Source organism: Streptomyces sp. PH9007 (assembly GCF_059813725.1).
In genome coordinates this window covers 5,888,339-5,906,906 of sequence record NZ_CM187440.1, presented here as the reverse complement: position 1 = coordinate 5,906,906, position 18,568 = coordinate 5,888,339, and the positions used below count along the sequence as shown (strand labels likewise).

Annotated in this window: 5 protein-coding genes (1 of these 5 only partly in view); all 5 read left to right on the top strand. The window is 75.8% G+C overall.

Annotated elements, in window-relative coordinates:
- Tightly spaced (each overlapping or abutting the next), the 5 genes in view from ACTFAP_RS26960 to ACTFAP_RS26940 form a layout consistent with a single transcriptional unit that may run on beyond the window.
- Positions 1-11,655, top strand: the 3' portion of a protein-coding gene (locus tag ACTFAP_RS26960) for an amino acid adenylation domain-containing protein (protein ID WP_500467656.1). Its footprint begins 8,604 nt before the window's first position; the window shows 11,655 of its 20,259 coding nt (coding positions 8,605-20,259); the start codon falls outside the window, past its left edge; the stop codon is at positions 11,653-11,655.
- Positions 11,655-13,442, top strand: coding sequence for a carbamoyltransferase family protein (locus tag ACTFAP_RS26955; RefSeq protein ID WP_500467655.1), 1,788 nt, complete (start codon positions 11,655-11,657; stop codon positions 13,440-13,442). Before ACTFAP_RS26960 ends, ACTFAP_RS26955 begins: the two co-directional genes overlap by 1 nt.
- The gene (locus ACTFAP_RS26950; RefSeq protein ID WP_500467654.1) at positions 13,439-16,819 is read left to right on the top strand and encodes a non-ribosomal peptide synthetase; all 3,381 of its coding nucleotides are present in this window, start codon (positions 13,439-13,441) and stop codon (positions 16,817-16,819) included. Before ACTFAP_RS26955 ends, ACTFAP_RS26950 begins: the two co-directional genes overlap by 4 nt.
- Positions 16,803-18,356, top strand: coding sequence for an amino acid adenylation domain-containing protein (locus ACTFAP_RS26945; RefSeq protein WP_500467653.1), 1,554 nt, complete (start codon positions 16,803-16,805; stop codon positions 18,354-18,356). The genes ACTFAP_RS26950 and ACTFAP_RS26945 overlap by 17 nt, the downstream gene beginning before the upstream one ends.
- A complete protein-coding gene (locus tag ACTFAP_RS26940; RefSeq protein ID WP_495682728.1) occupies positions 18,353-18,568 on the top strand; it encodes an MbtH family NRPS accessory protein in 216 nt (71 codons plus the stop codon). The genes ACTFAP_RS26945 and ACTFAP_RS26940 overlap by 4 nt, the downstream gene beginning before the upstream one ends.

Below are 18,568 nucleotides of genomic sequence, written 5' to 3'. Positions count from 1 at the left end.
GGCGCCCGGCTGGTGATGGCTCCGCCGGTCTCCTACGGGCCCTCGGACATCGCCCGCTGGGTCCGCGCGTACGGGGTCACGGTGCTGCACGCCACGGCCTCGCTGTTCGCGCTGCTCGTCGACCACGAGCCGGCCTCCTTCGAGGGTCTGCGGCGTTTCCTCACCGGGAGCGAGACCGTCTCGCCGCAGCACGCCCGCCGGGTGCTCGAACGCCACCCCGGCCTGGAACTCGTCAACTGCTGGGGGCCTACGGAGACCACCACGTTCTCCGTCTGCGGCACCTTCACCCACGGGAACGTGCCCGAGGGGCCGCTGCCACTCGGCTCCCCCCTGGTGAACACCGAGGTCCACGTCCTGGACGAGGCCGGCCTGCCCACCCCCGTCGGGACCCCCGGGGAGCTGTACGTCTCCGGCCCCTGCCTGGCGCGCGGCTATCTCGGCAACCCGGCGCTCACGGCCGAACGCTTCCTCCCCCACCCACACCACCCCGGGCGCCGGCTGTACCGCACCGGCGACCGCGGGCGCTGGAGCCCGCACGGCACGCTCGAATTCCTCGGCCGCGTCGACCACATGATCAAGATCCGTGGCTACCGCGTCGAACTCGGCGAGATCGAGGCCGCGCTCCGCGAGCAGCCCGAGGTCCAGGCGTGCGTGGTCACCGCTCGCGGCGACGCGGGGACGCCGGGGGTGGTCACGGACCTGATCGGGTACGTCGTGCCGCGGCCCGGCGAGACGGCGCCGCCCGACCTGCTGCGCTCGCGGCTGGCGGCACGGCTGCCCGGGTACATGGTGCCGCAGCGCTTCGTCACCCTGGACGAACTGCCGCTGACCCCGAACGCCAAGGTGGACCGCGCCGCGCTGCCCGCGCCGGCCGCCGAACGGCCCTCCCTCGTGCAGCCCTTCGACCCGCCACGGGGCGAGGTGGAGCAGCACCTCGCCGCCATCTGGCGGCAGGTCCTCGGCATCGACCGCGTCGGCCGCCACGACAACTTCTTCGACCTCGGCGGCGACTCCATCCGCAGCATCCAGGTGCTGGGCCACGCCCGGGACGCCGGGCTGGTCTTCGCCCTCCAGGATCTGCTCGACCACCCCACACCGGCCGCGCTGGCCGTCGCCGCCGCCCAGGCCCCGCCGGGGGCGGAGGCGGAGGCCGGGGCGCGCCCCCGTTCCGCCGAGCCGTTCGGCCTCCTCTCGCCCGAGGACCGGGCCACCCTGCCCGGCGGGCTCGACGACGCCTACCCCATGGCGGAACTCCAGATCGGCATGGTCTACGAGCAGGAACGCTCACCGGGCCGCAGCCCGTACCACAACGTGGAGACCCTGCGGCTGAGCGGACCGTTCGACGAGGCCGTCTTCCGCGAGGCCCTCGCGCGCACCGTGGCCCGGCACCCCGTCCTGCGTACCTCCTTCGACCTCAACGGCCGTTCCGAGCCGCTGCAACTGGTCCACCGCACCGCCGGGACACCGCTGACCGTCACCGACATCCGGGGCCTGGACGAGCCGGAGCGGCAGGCGCTGCTGGCCGAGCACATCCGCGCGGAGCGGGACGCGGCGCTCCCGCTGGACCGGGCGCCGCTGTGGCGGATGGCGGTGCACGTCCTGACCGACGACGCGTTCCAGTGGACCGTCACCGAACACCACGCCATCCTCGACGGCTGGAGCCTGGCCTCCACGCTCACCGAGATCAGCGCCGCCTACCGTGCGCTGCAGACCGGGGACGACACCCGGCACGCGGCGCCGCGCTCCACCTTCCGCGACTTCGTCGCCGCCGAACGCGCCGCGCTGGCCTCCCCCGACAGCGAACGGTTCTGGCTCGATCTGCTGGCCGACCGGCCGGACCCGCGGCTGCCCCGGGTCGGTACCGCCCGGATCCCGGGCGCACCGGCACCGGTGGTGCCCGGCGAGCGGCGGCGCACCGACGCGGCGGCCGGCCGGGGCGCGCTGGAGACACCGCTGGGCGCGGAACTGGCGGCGGCGCTGGAGGCGTTCGCCCGGCGGGCCGGGGTGCCGTTCAAGTCGGTGCTGCTGGCGGCGCATCTGCGGGTGCTGGCGGTGGCCGGCGGCAGCCCGGATGTGGTGACCGGGCTGTCGTCGAACGGCCGGCTGGAGGAGGCCGACGCCACCGAGGCACGCGGCCTGTTCCTCAACACCTTGCCGTTCCGGATGCGGCTGCCCGGCGGAACCTGGACCGATCTGGTGCGCGCCACGCACGCGGCGGAGCGTCGGACGCATCCGCACCGGCGGTACCCGATGGCGGCGATGCGGCGGAAGCTGGGCGGCGCACCGCTGTTCGCGGCCGGTTTCGTCCACCACCACTTCCATCAGCTGGACGGCACGGGCCCCGACGGTGCGCCCTTCGGCGCGGGTGCGCAGGAGCAGCCGGTGACGGGGGCGGGGTGGACCACCCTTCCGCTGCTGGTGTCGCTGAGCCGGGAGCCGGGGGCGGCCGGACTGCGGCTGGAGCTGGAGTACGACGCCTCCGAGCTGACGGCCGATCAGGCCGGCTGGCTGCGCGACGCGCATGTGCGGGCGCTGGAGGCGATGGCGGCGGATCCGGGGGCGCCGTACGGGCCGGTGTCCCTGATACCGGCGGCGGAGCGGGAGTTGGTGGCTTCGTGGGCGGGTGGTGACACCGCGTGCGCGGCGGGGCTGCTGCACGAGCAGGTCGCCGCGCGGGCCGCCCTGGCCCCGGACGCCGTCGCGGTGGTCTGCGGGGCGGACCGGCTGACGTACCGGGACCTCGACCGGCGGGCCAACGCGCTCGCCCACACCCTGATCGGGCTCGGGGTGGGGCCGGAGACACCGGTGGGCCTGCTCATCGACCGCTCGGTGGAGGCTGTCGTCGCCGCGCTCGCGGTCCTGAAGGCGGGCGGCGTGTACGTACCGCTGGACACCACCTTCCCCGCCGAGCGGGTGCGGCACATGCTCACCGAGACCGGTGCGCCGCTGGTGCTGACCCGGGACACCACGGCGCCCGAAGGGCCCTGGGCCGCCCTCGACATCGGGTCGTTCCGGGAGACCGCCGAGGAAGGCCCCGGGGTGCCGGTCGATCCGGAGAACGCCTGCTATGTGATCTTCACGTCCGGGTCGACGGGCCGGCCCAAGGGCACCACCGTCACCCACCGCAACGTCACCCGTCTCTTCTCCGCGGCGGGAAGTGCGCTCGAACTCCGATCCGACGACGTGTGGAGCCAGTTCCACAGCTTCGCCTTCGACTTCTCCGTCTGGGAGATCTGGGGCCCCCTCACCACCGGCGCCCGCCTGATCGTGGTGCCGCACGAGACGGCACGCGACCCCCACGCCTTCCACGCCCTGGTGCGTTCGGAGGGAGTGACGGTGCTGAGCCAGACGCCGACGGCGTTCCGGGCGTTCGAGGAGGTGGACGCCGCGGCCGGCCGGGAGACGGCGCTGCGCGCCGTGGTCTTCGGCGGCGAGCAGCTCCACCAGCCCTCGGTCCGCTCCTGGGCCGAGCGGCACGGCTACGACTCCCCCGCCCTGATCAACATGTACGGCATCACCGAAACCACCGTCCACGTCACCCACATCCGCCTGACCGCCGAGGATCTGGCCGGGGCGACCGCCCCGGTCGGGCGGGGGCTGCCGGATCTGCGGGTGTACGTCCTGGACGCCGCCGGTGAGCCGGTTCCGCTGGGCGTGACCGGCGAGCTGTATGTGGGGGGCGCCGGTGTCTCCCGGGGGTACACCGGACGGCCGGCGCTGACGGCGGACCGCTTCGTCCCCGATCCCCACGGCCCGCCCGGCAGCCGCCTGTACCGCACCGGCGACCTCGCCCACTGGACCGCCGAGGGCACCCTGCACCACCAGGGGCGCGCCGACCAGCAGATCAAGATCCGTGGCCACCGGCTGGAACCCGCCGAGATCGAAACCGCCCTCCAGCAGCATCCGCAGATCGCCCAGGCCCACCTCACCCACACCCAGCCCGACACCCTCGCCGCCTACCTCACCACCACCACCGGACAACCCCTGAACACCACCGAGCTGCGGGCCTGGCTCACCGCCGAGCTCCCCCCGTACGCCGTCCCGCACCACTTCGTCCACCTCACCCAGCTGCCTCTCACCCCGCAGGGCAAGATCGACACCCGCGCCCTCCCCGTACCACCCACCGACCGGCCCGAGCTGGCAGTGGAGTACGAGGAGCCCCGGCCCGGCCACGAAGAGGCGCTGGCCGCCGTGTGGCGCGGGGTCCTGGGCACCGAGCGGATCGGCCGGCACGACTCGTTCTTCGATCTGGGCGGCGACTCCATCCGCGCCATCAGGCTGCTCGGACGGGCCAGGGTGGCGGGCCTGCGGTTCGCGATGCCCGATCTGCTGGAGCGGCCGACCGTGGCACGGCTGGCCGAGGTGACCACGGTCGTAGCGGCCCGGGAACCGGGCCCCGCCGACGAGGGCGCGTTCTCGCTGCTCTCCCCCGAGGACCGCGCACGCCTGCCCGAAGGACTCACCGACGCCTACCCGATGGCCGAACTCCAGCTCGGCATGGTCTACGAGATGGAGTCGGACCCGGACCGGCTGCCGTACCTGAACGTGGAGACGCTGCGGCTGCCCGGCACATTCGACGAGGCGGCCTTCCGGCAGGCGGTGGGCCTGGCCGTGGCCCGGCATCCGGCGCTGCGCACCTCCTTCGACCTCACCGGCTACGCGGAACCGGTGCAGCTGGTGCACCGGGAGGCCCCGGTGCCGCTGACGGTGATCGATCTGCGCGACCTGGACGAGGCGGGGCGGCGGGCCGCACTGGTGGCGTACGTCGAGGACGAACGGCGGCGTCCGTTCGTGCTGGAGTCCGCGCCGCTGTGGCGGATGACGGTCCATGTGCTCACCGACACCACCTTCCAGTGGAGCGTCACCGAACACCACGCCGTGCTCGACGGCTGGAGCCTGGCCTCCACCCTCACCGAGATCCACGGTCACTACCGTGAGCTGCTCGCGGGCGGTACGCCGCGACCCGAGCCGGTCCGGTCCCGTTACCGGGACTTCGTCGCCGCCGAGCGGGCCGCGCTGGCGTCCGGCGCCACCCGTGACTTCTGGCACCGGCAGCTGGCCGGCCGGCCCGAGGCGCGGCTGCCGCGCCGTGCGGCGGGGCTCGCGCCGGTGCCGCTCGGCGAACACGTCGTGGGCGAGAGCCACGAGCGTGACGAGGCGGCCGGGCACGGTGTGCTGAGCACGCCGCTGCCGGCCGCGACGGCCGCCGGGCTCGACGCGGTGGCGCGCCGGTGCGGTGTGCCGTTCAAGTCGGTGGTCCTGACCGCGCATCTGCGGGCGGTGGGTCTGGCGACCGGGAACCCGGACGTCCTGGTGGGGCTCACGGCCAACGGCCGGCTGGAGGAGACGGACGGCGAGGAGACCCGGGGTCTGTTCCTGAACACCGTGCCCTTCCGGCTCCAGCTGCCGACCGGCAGCTGGGCCGATCTGGTGCGCGCGGTGTTCGCCGCCGAACGCGCGCTGCTGCCGCACCGGCGCTACCCGATGGCGGCGCTCCAGCGGGAGCTGGGCGGCGGCTCGCTGTTCGACGCGAGCTTCACGTACAACCACTTCCACCAGTTCGGGGCGCTGGCCCAGGAGGTGTCCCACACCGAGGCGGCGGAGCAGGACGTCGCGGGAACCGGGCGCACCAACTTCGTGCTGGGCGTGACGGTCAGCCGGGACGCGGGGACGGAGGAACTGCGTCTGGAGCTGGAGTACGACGCGCGGCGGCTGAGCGCGGATCAGGTGACGGTCGTACGGGACTACCATCTGCGGGCCCTGCGCGCGATGGCGGCGGAGCCGGACGCCCCGCACGCGGAGGCGGTGCTGCTCGGCACGGCGGAGCGCGATCTGCTGGAGGCGTGGAGCGGCCGGGACGGGTCGCGGGACGGCGCCCGGCCGCCGGTGCACGCGATGCTGCGGGCCCAGGTGGCCGCCGGTCCGGAGGCCGTCGCGCTGGAGGACGGCGCACGGCGGGTGACGTTCGCCGCGCTGGACGAGGACAGCGACCGGCTGGCCGGGCGGCTGCGGCGGGCCGGGGTGGGCCGGGGCGATCTGGTCGGGATCTGCCTGCCGGCCGGGCGCGGCGCGGTCACGGCCGTGTGGGCGGTGTGGAAAGCGGGGGCGGCGTTCGTCCCGCTGGATCCCGAACTGCCGGCGGGCCGGCTGCGGCTGATGGCGGCGGACGCCGGGCCGGTCGTGCTGGTCACGGGGGACGACGGTGCCGGGTCGGTGCCGGAGGGCTTCCCGACGCTGCCGTGGTCCGGCCAGGACGGCGGCCCGGCGGACCCCGGGGAGCCGGACCAAGGGCCGGTCACCGTCACCGAACGGGACCTGGCCTATGTGATGTACACCTCCGGCACCTCGGGGGCGCCCAAGGGGGTGGCCGTCGAGCACGGCGCGCTGTCCCACTACGCCACCGGGCTGCTCCTGCCCCGGTTGCGCGAGGCGGCCCCCGGCGGGGAACGGCTGCGGGTGGCCCTGGGGACCTCGGCCTTCCTGTCGGACTTTTTCCTGGAGCAGGTGCTGGCGCTGCTGGACGGTCACACGCTGCTGGTGCTCTCCGGGGCCGAGGGCCGCGATCCGCGGCAGTTGGTGGCGCGGGCCCAGGACGCGCGGCGGGCGGCCGGGGTCATCGGCGCCACCACGGCGCAGGTGCAACTGCTGGTGGAGGCGGGGCTGCTGGAGGCGCCCCATCCGCCGCGGCTGGTGACGCTGGGCGGCGAGGCCTGCCCGCCGGACCTGTGGGCCGCGCTGGCCGCCCGGCCGGGGACGATCGCGCACAACACCTACGGTCCGACGGAGGCCACGGTCGATGTGACCGGGCTCCGGGTGACCGAGCATCAGGATCCGGTGATCGGCAGGCCGCTGGGCGCCGTCCGCGTACGGGTGCTGGACGCGGCGCTGCGCGAGGTGCCGCCCGGCGCCACGGGTGAGCTGTATCTGGGCGGCCCGGCCGTGGCACGGGGCTACCGGGGCCGGCCGGAGCTGACGGCGGACGTGTTCGTCCCCGACCCCTGGGGGCCGCCGGGGGCCCGGCTGTACCGGACGGGTGACCTGGTGCGGTACGGCGCGGGCGGGCTGCTGGAGTTCGCCGGCCGGGCGGACCAGCAGCTGAAGATCTCGGGCCAGCGGGTGGAGCCCGCGGAGATCGAGGCCGTGCTGCGTTCCCATCCGGGGGTCTCGGCCGCGGCGGTCACCGCGCACCGCGACGGCACGGCGCCGGGCGCCCGTACGACGCTGGTGGCCCATGTGGTGCCGGCCGGAGCGGCCCCCGACGAGGCGGAGCTGACGGCGTATCTGGCCGACCGGCTGCCCGCGGTGGCCGTGCCCTCGGTGCTGCGCACGGTCGCCGAGCTGCCGCTGACGGCGGTCGGCAAACTGGACCGGGAGGCGCTGCGGCGTGCCGCCGGCGCCCCGCGCGCGGCGCGGCGGCTCGGCGGTCCGCCGGTGACGCCGACGCAGCGGCGGGTGGCGGCGGTGTGGTGCCAGGTGCTGGGGCTGACCGAGGTCGGGATCGAGGACGACTTCGTGGCGCTGGGCGGGCACTCGCTGCTCGCGGTGCGGCTGGTGATGCGGCTGGGCACCGAGTTCGGGGTCCGGGTGCGGCTGCACGAGGTGTTCGAACGCCCCACCGTCGCCGCGATGGCCCGGCTGCTGGAGGAGCACACGGCGCGGGGCACCACCACCGCCGCCGCCGGTCCGATCGTACGGGCCGCGCGGGCCCTTGGTGAGGCGCTGCCCGCGTCGTACGCCCAGGAGCGGTTGTGGTTCCTGTGGCATCTGGCGCCGGACAGCCCCACGTACCACGTGACCTGGGCGCGCGATGTCGAGGGGGAGCTGGACGTGGCGCGGCTGGGGGCGGCCGTGGACGCGCTGATCGGGCGGTTCGAGGCGCTGCGCACCACCTTGGACACGGACGCGGACGGCGCCGTGGTGCAGCGGGTCGGGCCGGCCTGGAGCTGCGGTCTGGCCGCCGGTGAGTGCCCGCCCGGGGAGGTGACGGCGCGGCTGTCGGCGCTGGTGGCCGAGCCGTTCGACCTGACCCGGGGGCCGCTGCTGCGGGTGCGGGTGTGGCGGACCGGGCCGCGGCGGCACACGCTGGCGTTCGTCGCGCACCATGTGGCGCTGGACGCCTGGTCGCTGGAGGTCTTCGAACGGGAACTGTGGGCGCTGTACCGGGCGGACGGCGATCTCGCGGCGGCCGGGCTGCCCCGGCTGGCGGCGGACTACCCGGACTACACGCGCTGGCAGCGGGAGCTGCTGGCGGAACGGGGCGGTGCCGAGCGGGAGTACTGGACACGGACGCTTGCGGGCGCGGTGCCCGCTGTGCCGCAGCCGGACCGGCCGGCCCCGGAGGACGGGGGGTTCTCCGGCGACCGGCGCGGGCTGCGGATCCCGGCGGAGCGGGTGGCGTGGCTGACGGAGCTGCGCAGGGACACCGGCAGCACGGCGTTCATGGCGCTGCTGGCGGTCTACTGCCTGCATGTGGCCCGGCACGCGGGCAGCCGGGACGTGACGGTGGGGACACCGGTGTCGGGGCGCTCGCACCCGGACACGGCCGCGCTGGTCGGGTTCTTCGTGAACACGCTGGCGCTGCGGGTGCGCATCGATCCGGAGGAGGACTTCGCCGCCCATCTGGCGCGGGTGCGCACGGCGGTGCTGGAGGCGTTCGCGCACCAGGAGCTGCCGTTCGAGCAGGTGGTACGGGCGGTGCGCCCGGAGCGGGAGGCGGGCGGCAATCCGCTGTTCCGCACCATGTTCACGCATGTCCCGGCGGCCGGGGACAGCCGCGCGGACGCCGGGGCGCCCGCCGGGTTGCGGCTGACGGACCGTTCGCTGCCGCCGGGCGGGGCCCACTTCGACCTGTCGCTGGAGGTGACGGAGTCGGCCGGGGCACTGAACCTGGAGCTGACCTTCCGTCCCGAGCTGTACGACGGGGCGACGGCCGAGCAGCTGCTCGCGTCGTTCGCCGGGCTGCTCGACACGCTGGGCCGGCGCCCCGGTGCGCCGCTGCGCGAGGTGCTGGCGGCCGGTGCGGACGAACGCGCACGGCTGGCCGGCTGGCAGGGCCCGGTGCGGGAGGTGTCGCGCAAGCCGGTGCACGAGCTGCTGGCCGAGCGGGTCGCGCTGACCCCCCGGGCGGTGGCGGTGCGGGACGAGGCGGGCCCGCTGACCTTCGCCGCGTTCGCCGCGGGCGTGGACGCGCTGGCGGCGCGGCTGCTGCGGGCCGGGGTGCGCCGCGGGGACGTGGTCGGGGTGTGGCTGCGGCCCGGCCGGGCCGCGCTCACCGCGATCTGGGCGGTGTGGCGGGCGGGTGCCGCGTTCGTGGTGCTCGATCCCGGACTGCCCGCCGCGCGGCAGCGGCTGATGGCCGAGGAGTCGGCGCCGGTCCTGCTGCTCACCGACCCCGACGGTGACGCGCAGCCGCCGCGCGCCGGGGTGCCGGTGCTGGTGGTGGGGACGGGGCCGGAGCCCGGTACGGACCGGGAGGCGGTGGAGTTCCCCGCCGTCGGGCCGCACGATCTGGCCGCGGTGCTGTACACCTCGGGCTCCACGGGACGCCCCAAGGGGGTTCTGATCGAGCACGGCGGGCTGACGAACTTCGCGGCGGCGACCCTGCTCCCCCGGCTGCGGGAGGCGGGCGGCGGGCAGCCCCTGCGGATGGCGGCCGGAACGTCGGCGTTCGTGTCCGACTTCTTCCTGGCGCAGATCCTGGCCCTGCTGGACGGGCATCCGCTGACCCTGCTCGGCGCTGCGGAGCGGCGCGATCCACGCCTGCTGGTGGAGCGCGCGCAGCGGCCGGAAACGGCCCTGGACACCCTGGATGTGACGACGGCCCAGGTCCAGCTGATGGTGGAGGCCGGGCTGCTGGACGCCCCGTTCCCGCCGTCGGTGATCGTGCTGGGCGGCGAGGCGTGCCCGCCCGATCTGTGGGCGCTGCTGCGGGACCACCCGAAGGTGACGGCGTTCAACGCGTACGGCCCGAGCGAGACCACGGTGGAGGCGACGTACGCGCCGTTCGCGGGCCGCCCGGCGCCGGTGATCGGCCGGCCGGACGCCAACACCGTGATCCGGGTGCTGGACGCGGCGGGCGATCCGGTGCCGCCCGGGACGCCGGGCGAGATCCACATCGGCGGGGCCGGTGTGGGGCGCGGCTATCTGGGTGATCCGGCGCTGAGCGCCGACCGGTTCGTTCCCGACACGTGGGGGCCGCCGGGCAGCCGGCTGTACCGCAGCGGGGACCGGGGCCGGTGGACGGCGGACGGGATGCTGGAGTTCCTGGGCCGCACCGACGGGCAGGTGAAGATCGCGGGTCAGCGGGTGGAGCCGGCCGAGGTCGAGGCGGCGCTGCGCACCCATCCGGCGGTCGCGGCGGCGGCGGTGACGGCGCATCACACCGGTGCCGGGTTCCGGCCACGGCTGGTGGCGCACGTGGTGCCGGTGGCGCAGGCGCTGCCGGAGCCGGCGGCGCTGCGGCTCCATCTGGTGCGGCTGCTGCCCGAGGCGGCGATCCCCACGGACGTCGTCCGGGTCGACGCGCTGCCACGGACCGCGAGCGGGAAGCTGGACCGGGCGGCGCTGCGGCTGCCGGGGCCCGACAGCGGCGGACCGGCGGACAGCGGGGCCCCGCGCACCGGGACGGAGCGGCGGCTGGCCGAGGTGTGGGCCGGGCTGCTGGGTCGGTCCGGGATCGGGGTGCACGAGGACTTCTTCGCGCTGGGCGGGCACTCGCTGCTGGCGGTGCGGCTGGCCGAGCGGCTGCGGGAACACTTCGGGGTGCGGGTGCCGCTGGCCCGGCTGTACGGGGCGCCGACGGTCGCCGCGCAGGCGGCGTATCTGGACGGCGCGGGCGCGGGCAGCGACCGGGTGGTGCCGCTGGGCGGCACGCCGGGAGCGGTGCCGCTGGTCCTGGCGCATCCGCTGGGCGGCACGCTGTTCGGCTACCGGGAACTGGTGGCGGAGCTGGCCGGGGAGTTCGAGGTGCTGGGTCTGCAGGGCGACCCGTGGTCGGGTGCCGCGCCGGGCGGGCTGGATGACCTGGCGACGGCGTATGTCCGGGAGCTGGCGCCGCTGCTGGCCGGCCGGGAACCGGTGGTGGTCGCCGGCTGGTCGGCGGGGGGCGCGCTCGCCCACGAGGTCGCGGTCCGGCTGCGGCGGCTGGGGGTCCCGGTCTCCCGCCTGGTCGTCATCGACGCCGAGTCCGGTGTGGCGCCGGGGGCACCGGACGCGCCGGAGCCGGAGGACGCCGCGCGGGCCGGGGTGACGGTGGAGCGGCTGGAGCGGATCCGCGCGGCGGTGCTGCGCGAGGGCCCCGCCGCGCTGCTGCGCGGCCGGGAGGCCGGCGGGGTGCTGGCGACGCTGGGGGTGGACGCGGCGGCGCTGGCCGAACTGGACGGGCCGACCACGGCCACGCTGCTGGCGTACTGGCGTGACCTGCTGGGTGCGCTCGGCCGCTGGCGCCCCGCCCGGTTCGCCGGGGACGCGCGGCTGGTGCTGTCGCTCACCGACGGCGCGGCCGAGCGGGAGCGGATCGCGGCCGGCTGGCGGGAGCTGACGGGGTCACTGACGGTCGCGCACACGGACGGCGACCACTTCCAGATGCTGCGCCGGCCCTGGGTCGGCGCCGTGGCCGACGCGGTGCGCGATCGGACCGAATCGAGGGGAGCCTGATGGTGCTGGTACTGGGAATCAGCGGTCTGGACCGCGCGCAGGCGCTCAAGCGCGAGCTGCTGCCCGGACTTGACCACCGCGAGCAGCGGCTGGTGCAGGGCCTGGACTCGGCGGCGGCGCTGGTGAGCGAGGACGGGGTGCTCGCCGCCTCCGCCCAGGAGCGGCACGACGGCGACAAGGGCACCGGGGCGTTCCCGGTGGACGCCGTCACGGCCTGTCTGCGCATGGCCGGGGTGACCCTGGACGAGGTCGACGTGGTCGCGCACGGCTTCCGCTACGAGCCGTCGGCCGCGTTCGAACGGGACGCGTACACCCGCCGCTGGTTCGCCGAGGCGTACGCGGAGCGGGTGCAGTGGGAGGTGCTGCGCGAGCACTTCCCCGGCCACGACTGGGAACGCAAGCTGGTGCGGGTGCCGCACCATCTGGCGCACGCGGCCAGCGCCTACTGGCTGAGCGGGTTCGAAGCGGCGACGGTGCTGGTGGCCGACGGCATGGGCGAGACCGAGGCGACCTCGGTGCACGCCGGCGACGGCGCGGAGCTGCGGACCCTGCGGCGCTACCCGATCGGTGCCTCGCTGGGCATCCTGTACAGCGTCGTCACCCAGTACCTGGGTTTTCTCCCGGGGATGGACGAGTACAAGGTGATGGGCCTCGCCCCGTACGGCGACCGGGGCCGGTTCCCGCAAGCCGACGGCGAGCTGATGCGGCGGCTCGCGGACGGCGGGCTGCGCTCCCCGCTGCTGGCGCACGACCGCACGCCGCTGGAGCGGGAGACGCACCGGGGGGTGATCCGCCGCCTGGAGGAGCTGTTCGGCCCGGCCCGGCATCCGCAGGCACCGCTGGAGCAGCGGCACATGGACGTGGCCGCCACGGTGCAGCACACCCTGGAGGAGAGCCTGCTGCACGTGCTCCGCTCCGCGCGCGAGCTGCCGGGCGGTGGCTCGCGGCGGCTGTGCATGGCGGGCGGGGTGGCACTGAACTGCACCGCGAACGGGGTGATCGCCCGCAGCGGCCTGGTGGACGAGGTGTTCGTGCAGCCGGCGTCGGGGGACGACGGAAGCGCCCTGGGCGCCGCCCTGTGGGAGCTGCGGCAGCGCCGGCCGGCCGCACCGGCCGCCATGACGATGCCGTACTGGGGCGAGGAGTTCGACACCGCGCGGATCGCGGCGGCGCTGGCGGGTCTTGGCCCCGGCTTCGAGGTGACCGGGCTCGCCCGGCCCGAACTGCTGGGCCGCGTCTCCGAACTGCTGGGCGGCGGGGCGGTGGTGGCCTGGTTCCAGGGGCGGATGGAGTTCGGGCCGCGGGCCCTGGGGCATCGCAGCATCCTGGCCGACCCCCGGGTACCGGGGATGCGGGCGCACCTGAACGCGGTGGTCAAACAGCGCGAGGAGTTCCGCCCGTTCGCACCGGCGGTGACGGCCGAGGAGGCCGGGGAGTACTTCGAGATCGTCCCCGGGCAGGAGAATCTCTACCGGCACATGCTGTGTGTGGCACAGGTGCGGGAGAAGTACCGGGAGGCGCTGCCGTCGATCACGCACGTGGACGGCTCGGCCCGGGTGCAGGTGGTGCAGCGGGCACAGGCTCCGGTGTTCTGGGAGCTGATCCGTCGGTTCGGTGACGACCACGGCACGCCGGTGGTGCTCAACACCTCCTTCAATCTGCGCGGTCAGCCGATCGTGCGCACGCCCCGGGAGGCGGTGGAGACCTTCGCCCGCTCCTCGCTGGACGCGCTGGCCATCGGGGACGTGCTGGTGACGCGGGCCCGGGCGGAAGGCGACGGCCGGTGACCGCGGCGCCGGGCGGTGACCCGGAGCGGCTGCGGGCGGCGGTCGCCGAGGTGTGGCGGCGCGCGGTGGGCGCGGATCCGGCCGGGGACGAGGACCACTTCTTCCTCGCCGGGGCCGATTCGATCGTGGCGGTGGAGGCGGCGATGAGCCTGCGCACCGTCACCGGCACCGACATCGATCTCGATCTGCTGTACGACTACCCGGAGTTCGGGCGGCTGGTGGCGGCGCTGGCCAAGGAAGGCGGGGCGGACCGGGGAGGCGGGGAGCGTCCGCTCACGGCGGCCGAGGAGCGGCTGTGGGCCGCCGAGCAGGTGGCGCCCGGCACCGCGCGATACCACGTGGGCGCGGTGTACCGCTTCCCCGGACGGCTGGACGTCCCCCGGTTGCGGGCGGCGCTGGACGAGCTGGCGGCGGCGCACCCGGCGCTGCGGCGCGGCTTCCGCCCGCCCGGTCGCGCGGTGGAGGCGGAACCGGGAGAGGTCCGGGTGCCGTGCCGCTGGTTGTCGGCGCCCGGGCTGTCGGAGGCGGAGCTCGGCGACCTGCTCGACGGGGAGACGCGGGAGCCGTTCGACCTGAGCAGGCCGCCGCTGCTGCGGGCTCTGGTGGTGGACCGGGGCGCGGCGGGCGATGTCCTGCTGCTGACCGTGCACCATCTGGTGTGCGACGGTGCCTCGCTGACGCTGATCGAGGAGGAACTGTCCCGCCGCTGCGCGGAGACGGCGGACGGTCAGGCCGTACGGGGCGCGGCGGCGCCGTCGGGCGGCGCGCTGCTCGCGGAGGGTCCGGCCGCGCTGGCGTACTGGCGGGGCCGGCTGGCTGGGGCCCCGCACGCGATGGCGTTGCCGTCCGATCTGCCCCGCCCGCCCGTCCTGGGCACCGGCGGCGCGGTGCACCGGGCGGCGTTCGCTCCCGGCGCGCTGGCCGCGCTGCGCGCGGTGGCCGGGCAGGAGCGGCTCAGCCCGTTCATGACCTGGCTGGCCGCGTACGCGGTGGGGCTCGCGGCGGTGACCGGGGACCGGGATCTGGTGGTGGCGGTTCCGGCGTCGTCCCGGGAGACGGGTGACGGGGCGGCGATCGGGATGTTCGTGGACACCCTGCCGCTGCGGGTGACGCTGCCGCCGGGGGTGACGGCGCGTGAGGTGGCGCGGCGGGTGCGGCGCGCGGTGGCGGAAGGACTGGCGCACCGCCGGGCGCCGTTGCAGGACATCCTGACCGAGCTGCGGATCGGCACGGACCGGTCGCGGGCGCCGCTGGCCCAGGTGGCGCTGACCCACCGGGGCGCGGACGAGGGCGTGCTGTGGCTGGCGGGGCAGCGGGCGCGGCGCGCGCTGCTGCCGACCGGAACGGCCAAGTACGAGCTGCTGTGGTCGGTGGTCGACGGGGACCAGCCCGAGCTGGAACTGGAGTACCACACGGACCTGTTCAGCGCCCCGGCGGCGGCGGCGCTGCACGAGCGGCTGATCGCGGCGGCCGGGGCGGCGTTCGGCACGCCGGACGCCGCGCTGCCGGACGCGGAGCCCGGGTCGCCCGTGGCGGAGTCCGGGACCGGGGCCGGAGCCGGGTACGAGGGGGTGCACCAGCGCTTCGCCCGGCACGCGGCGCGGCGGCCCGGCGCCCCGGCGCTGATCGAGGGGCCGCTGCGGCTGAGCTACGGCGAACTGGCGGGCCGGGCCGGGGCCGTCGCGGCGCACCTGCGCGCCGCCGGGCTGGGCCGGGGGTCGGTGGTCGCGGTGCTGGCGGAGCGTGGCGCCGCGTCGGTGACCGGCTTCCTCGGCGCGCTGTACGCCGGTTGTGCCTATCTGCCGGTGGATCCCGCACAGCCGGCGGCGCGGATCGACCGGTTGCTGGCGTCGGCGGACGCGGTGCTGGTGACGGAGGACGCCCGGGGCGCGGCGGTGGATCTCCCGGTGGCCGGCCGGCTGCCGGTGCTGGTCCTGGAACGGTTGTGGGCGGACGCGGTGGCGGGGCGGAGTGCGGGCGGGGCGGCACCGGAGCCGGCCGCGGTGACGGGTGAGGACGTCGCGTATGTGATGTTCACGTCGGGCTCGACCGGGGAGCCCAAGGCGGTGGTGGTGCCGCACCGGGCGATCAGCCGGCTGGTCCCGGAGGCCGACTACGTGACCATCGGCGCGCGGGACCGGGTGGCGCATCTGTCGCACCCGGCGTTCGACGCGGCGACGTTCGAGGTATGGGGTGCGCTGGCCGGCGGCGCGGCGCTGGTGACCGGTGGCCGTGAGGTGGCCCTGTCCCCCGCCCGGCTGCGGGAGTTCATCGCCCGCGAGCGCATCACCGTGCTGTGGCTGACGGCCACCCTCTTCCATCAGGTGGTGGACTTCGCGCCGGACGCCCTGGCACCGCTGCGGGTGCTGCTGGCGGGCGGTGAACAACTGGACGCGCGGCGGCTGGCCGTCCTGCTGGCCCGGCCCGACCGGCCGGAGCGGATCGTCAACGGTTACGGGCCGACCGAGAACACCACCTTCAGTACCTGGCACGACATCACCGGCCGGGACACGGCCGCCGGGATCATCCCCATCGGCCTGCCGGTGTCCGGGACCACGGCCCATGTCCTGGACGAGCAGGGCGAGCCGGTGCCGGTGGGCGCGGTCGGCGAACTGGCGGTGGGCGGGGAGGGCCTGGCGCACGGCTACCGGGGGGCACCCGCCGCGACGGCCGACGCGTTCGTGCCCGACCCCTTCGACCCGCGCGGCGGGCGGCGGCTGTACCGCACCGGTGATCTGGTGCGGGTGCTGCCGGGCGGGCTGCTGGCCTTCGAGGGGCGGCGGGACGACCAGGTCAAGGTGCGCGGCCACCGGGTGGAGCCGGCCGAGGTCGAACGGGCGCTGCGCGCGCTGCCCGGGGTGGCGGAGGCGGTGGTGCTGGCCCGTGCCACCGAACACGGTGCGGAGCTGGTGGCCTGGGTGACCGCGGGCGGCGCGGGCGGACCGCTGGACGGCCCGGCCCTGGTAGCGGCGCTGCGCGAGCGGCTCCCCGAGTATCTGGTGCCCGTGGTGGTGCCGCTGGAGCGGCTGCCGGTGAACGCCAGCGGGAAGACGGACCGGGCCGCGCTGCTGGCCGGCCCGCCCGCCCCGGAGACCGCCCCGGAACAGGAGCCGCCGGGGAGCCCCGGGGACGGGGACCCGCTCACCGGCCGGGTGACGGCCCTGTGGTGCGAGGTGCTGGATGTACCGGCGGTGCGGCCCGGGGACAGCTTCCTCGCGCTGGGCGGGCACTCCATCACGGCGCTGCGGCTGCTGGCCCGGCTGGACGAGGAGTTCGAGGTCACCGTCGACCTCGGGGACTTCTTCGCGGATCCGACACCAGCAGGGCTGACCGCCCTGGTGCGCGATGCGGGGGCGGCCGATGTCCTCACCGACTGAGCACGAGGCGGGCACGGTGCTCGCGGCGGTGCTGGCGCAGGCCAGGATACGGCCCGGCGCACCGGCGGTGGAGGGCCCGGAGGGCACGCTCAGCTACGCCGGCCTGGTGGCCGCAGCGCGCGGTGAGGCCACCCGGCTGGCCGCCGCCGGCGCCGGCCGGGGCACCCGGGTGGCCGTGGAGGCCGGGTACGGGGCCCCTTATCTGGTGCCGTTGCTGGCCTGCTGGCTGCTGGGCGCCACCGCCGTGCCACTGGACCCTGCGGCTCCGGGTGAGCGGCGCCGCTACCAGATCCGGCGGGCGGTGTGCACGGTCGCGGTACGCGGCACGGCCACCGACGGGGTGAGCACGACGGCGACGGCCGAGGTGGGCCGCGAGGAGGCGACGGGTGCCCCGGATCCGGCCGGGCCGGCGGCGTACGTGCTGTTCACCTCCGGATCCACGGGGGTGCCCAAGGGCGTGGAGGTGGAGCATCCGGCGCTGCTGAACATGCTGGAACACTTCGTGCGCGCCCTGGAGTTCGGCCCCGGAAGCCGGATGCTGGCGCACAGCAACACGGTGTTCGACATGTCGGTGCCCGAGCTGCTGATCCCGCTGGTGTGCGGCGGCACGGCGGTGGTCGCACCGGAACGGGCCGCCCGCAACCCGGAGTTCTTCGCCCGTTTCCTGCGCGGGGCACGGCTGTCGGCTGCCTGGGCCACCCCGAGCCAGCTGCGGCTGCTGCTGCCCTTCCTCGGTGGTGAACGGGTCTTCGGCACGCTCATCTCCGGCGGCGAGGCGCTGCCGGCCGCGCTGGCCGAGGAGTTGCTGCCGGTGACCGGGGCGCTGTGGAACGCGTACGGCCCCACCGAGATCACGGTGGTCGGGCTGTGCACGCCGCTGGAGCCGCCGTTCCACGATCCGCTGCCGATCGGCCGGCCGCTGACGGGCCTGGGCGCCCGGGTACTGGACGAGGCGGGGCAGCCGGTTGCGGCCGGGGAGGTCGGCGAGCTGTGGCTGTCGGGGGCCGGGGTGGCGCGCGGCTACACCGGCGAACCCGGCCTGACGGCCAAGTCGTTCGTCACCGCCGCGGACGGCTCACGGATGTACCGCACGGGCGATCTGGTCCGGGCCGGGGCGGACGGGCAGCACTACTTCCACGGCCGCGCCGATGACCAGGTCAAGATCCGGGGCCACCGGATCGAACTGGGCGAGATCGAGGCGGTCGCCCAGCGGCTGCCGGAACTGGCGCAGGCGGTCGCGGTGGTCTGCGAGGGCCCCGAGGGCCGCCCCGAGCTGTACCTCGCCTGCGTCCCGGCCGCCGGATCGCCGCCGTGGCCCCAGGCGGGGCGGGAGGTGCGGGCCGGACTGCACCGGCTGCTCCCCGCGTACATGAGACCGCGTCAGGTGCTGGACTTCGCGGCGCTGCCGGACACGGCGGCGGGCAAGACCAGCAGGCGCGCCGTGCGGGAGCTGGTGCGCGAGCGCCTGCACCGGCCGCAAGCCCCCGCACGGACCCCGTCCATCCCTTCCCCAGGACACGAGAGGACCCTCCCATGACCGAAGAGGCAAACGGCTCCGGCGAGCAGCAGTTCGTGGTGGTCATCAACGACGAGGAGCAGTACTCCGTCTGGGCGGCGGAGCGTCCGGTGCCGGCCGGCTGGCGGGCGCTGGAGACCAGCGGGACCCGTCAGGAGTGCCTGGACCACATCGGCACGGTGTGGACGGACATGCGGCCGCGGTCCCTGCGGATCGCGATGGGCGAGAGCTGA

Bases quoted from the DNA above. Each gene is read 5' to 3' on its own strand.
- ACTFAP_RS26940 (WP_495682728.1), top strand. From the start codon at position 18,353: ATGACCGAAGAGGCAAACGGCTCCGGCGAGCAGCAGTTCGTGGTGGTC.
- ACTFAP_RS26955 (WP_500467655.1), top strand. From the start codon at position 11,655: ATGGTGCTGGTACTGGGAATCAGCGGTCTGGACCGCGCGCAGGCGCTC.
- ACTFAP_RS26945 (WP_500467653.1), top strand. From the start codon at position 16,803: ATGTCCTCACCGACTGAGCACGAGGCGGGCACGGTGCTCGCGGCGGTG.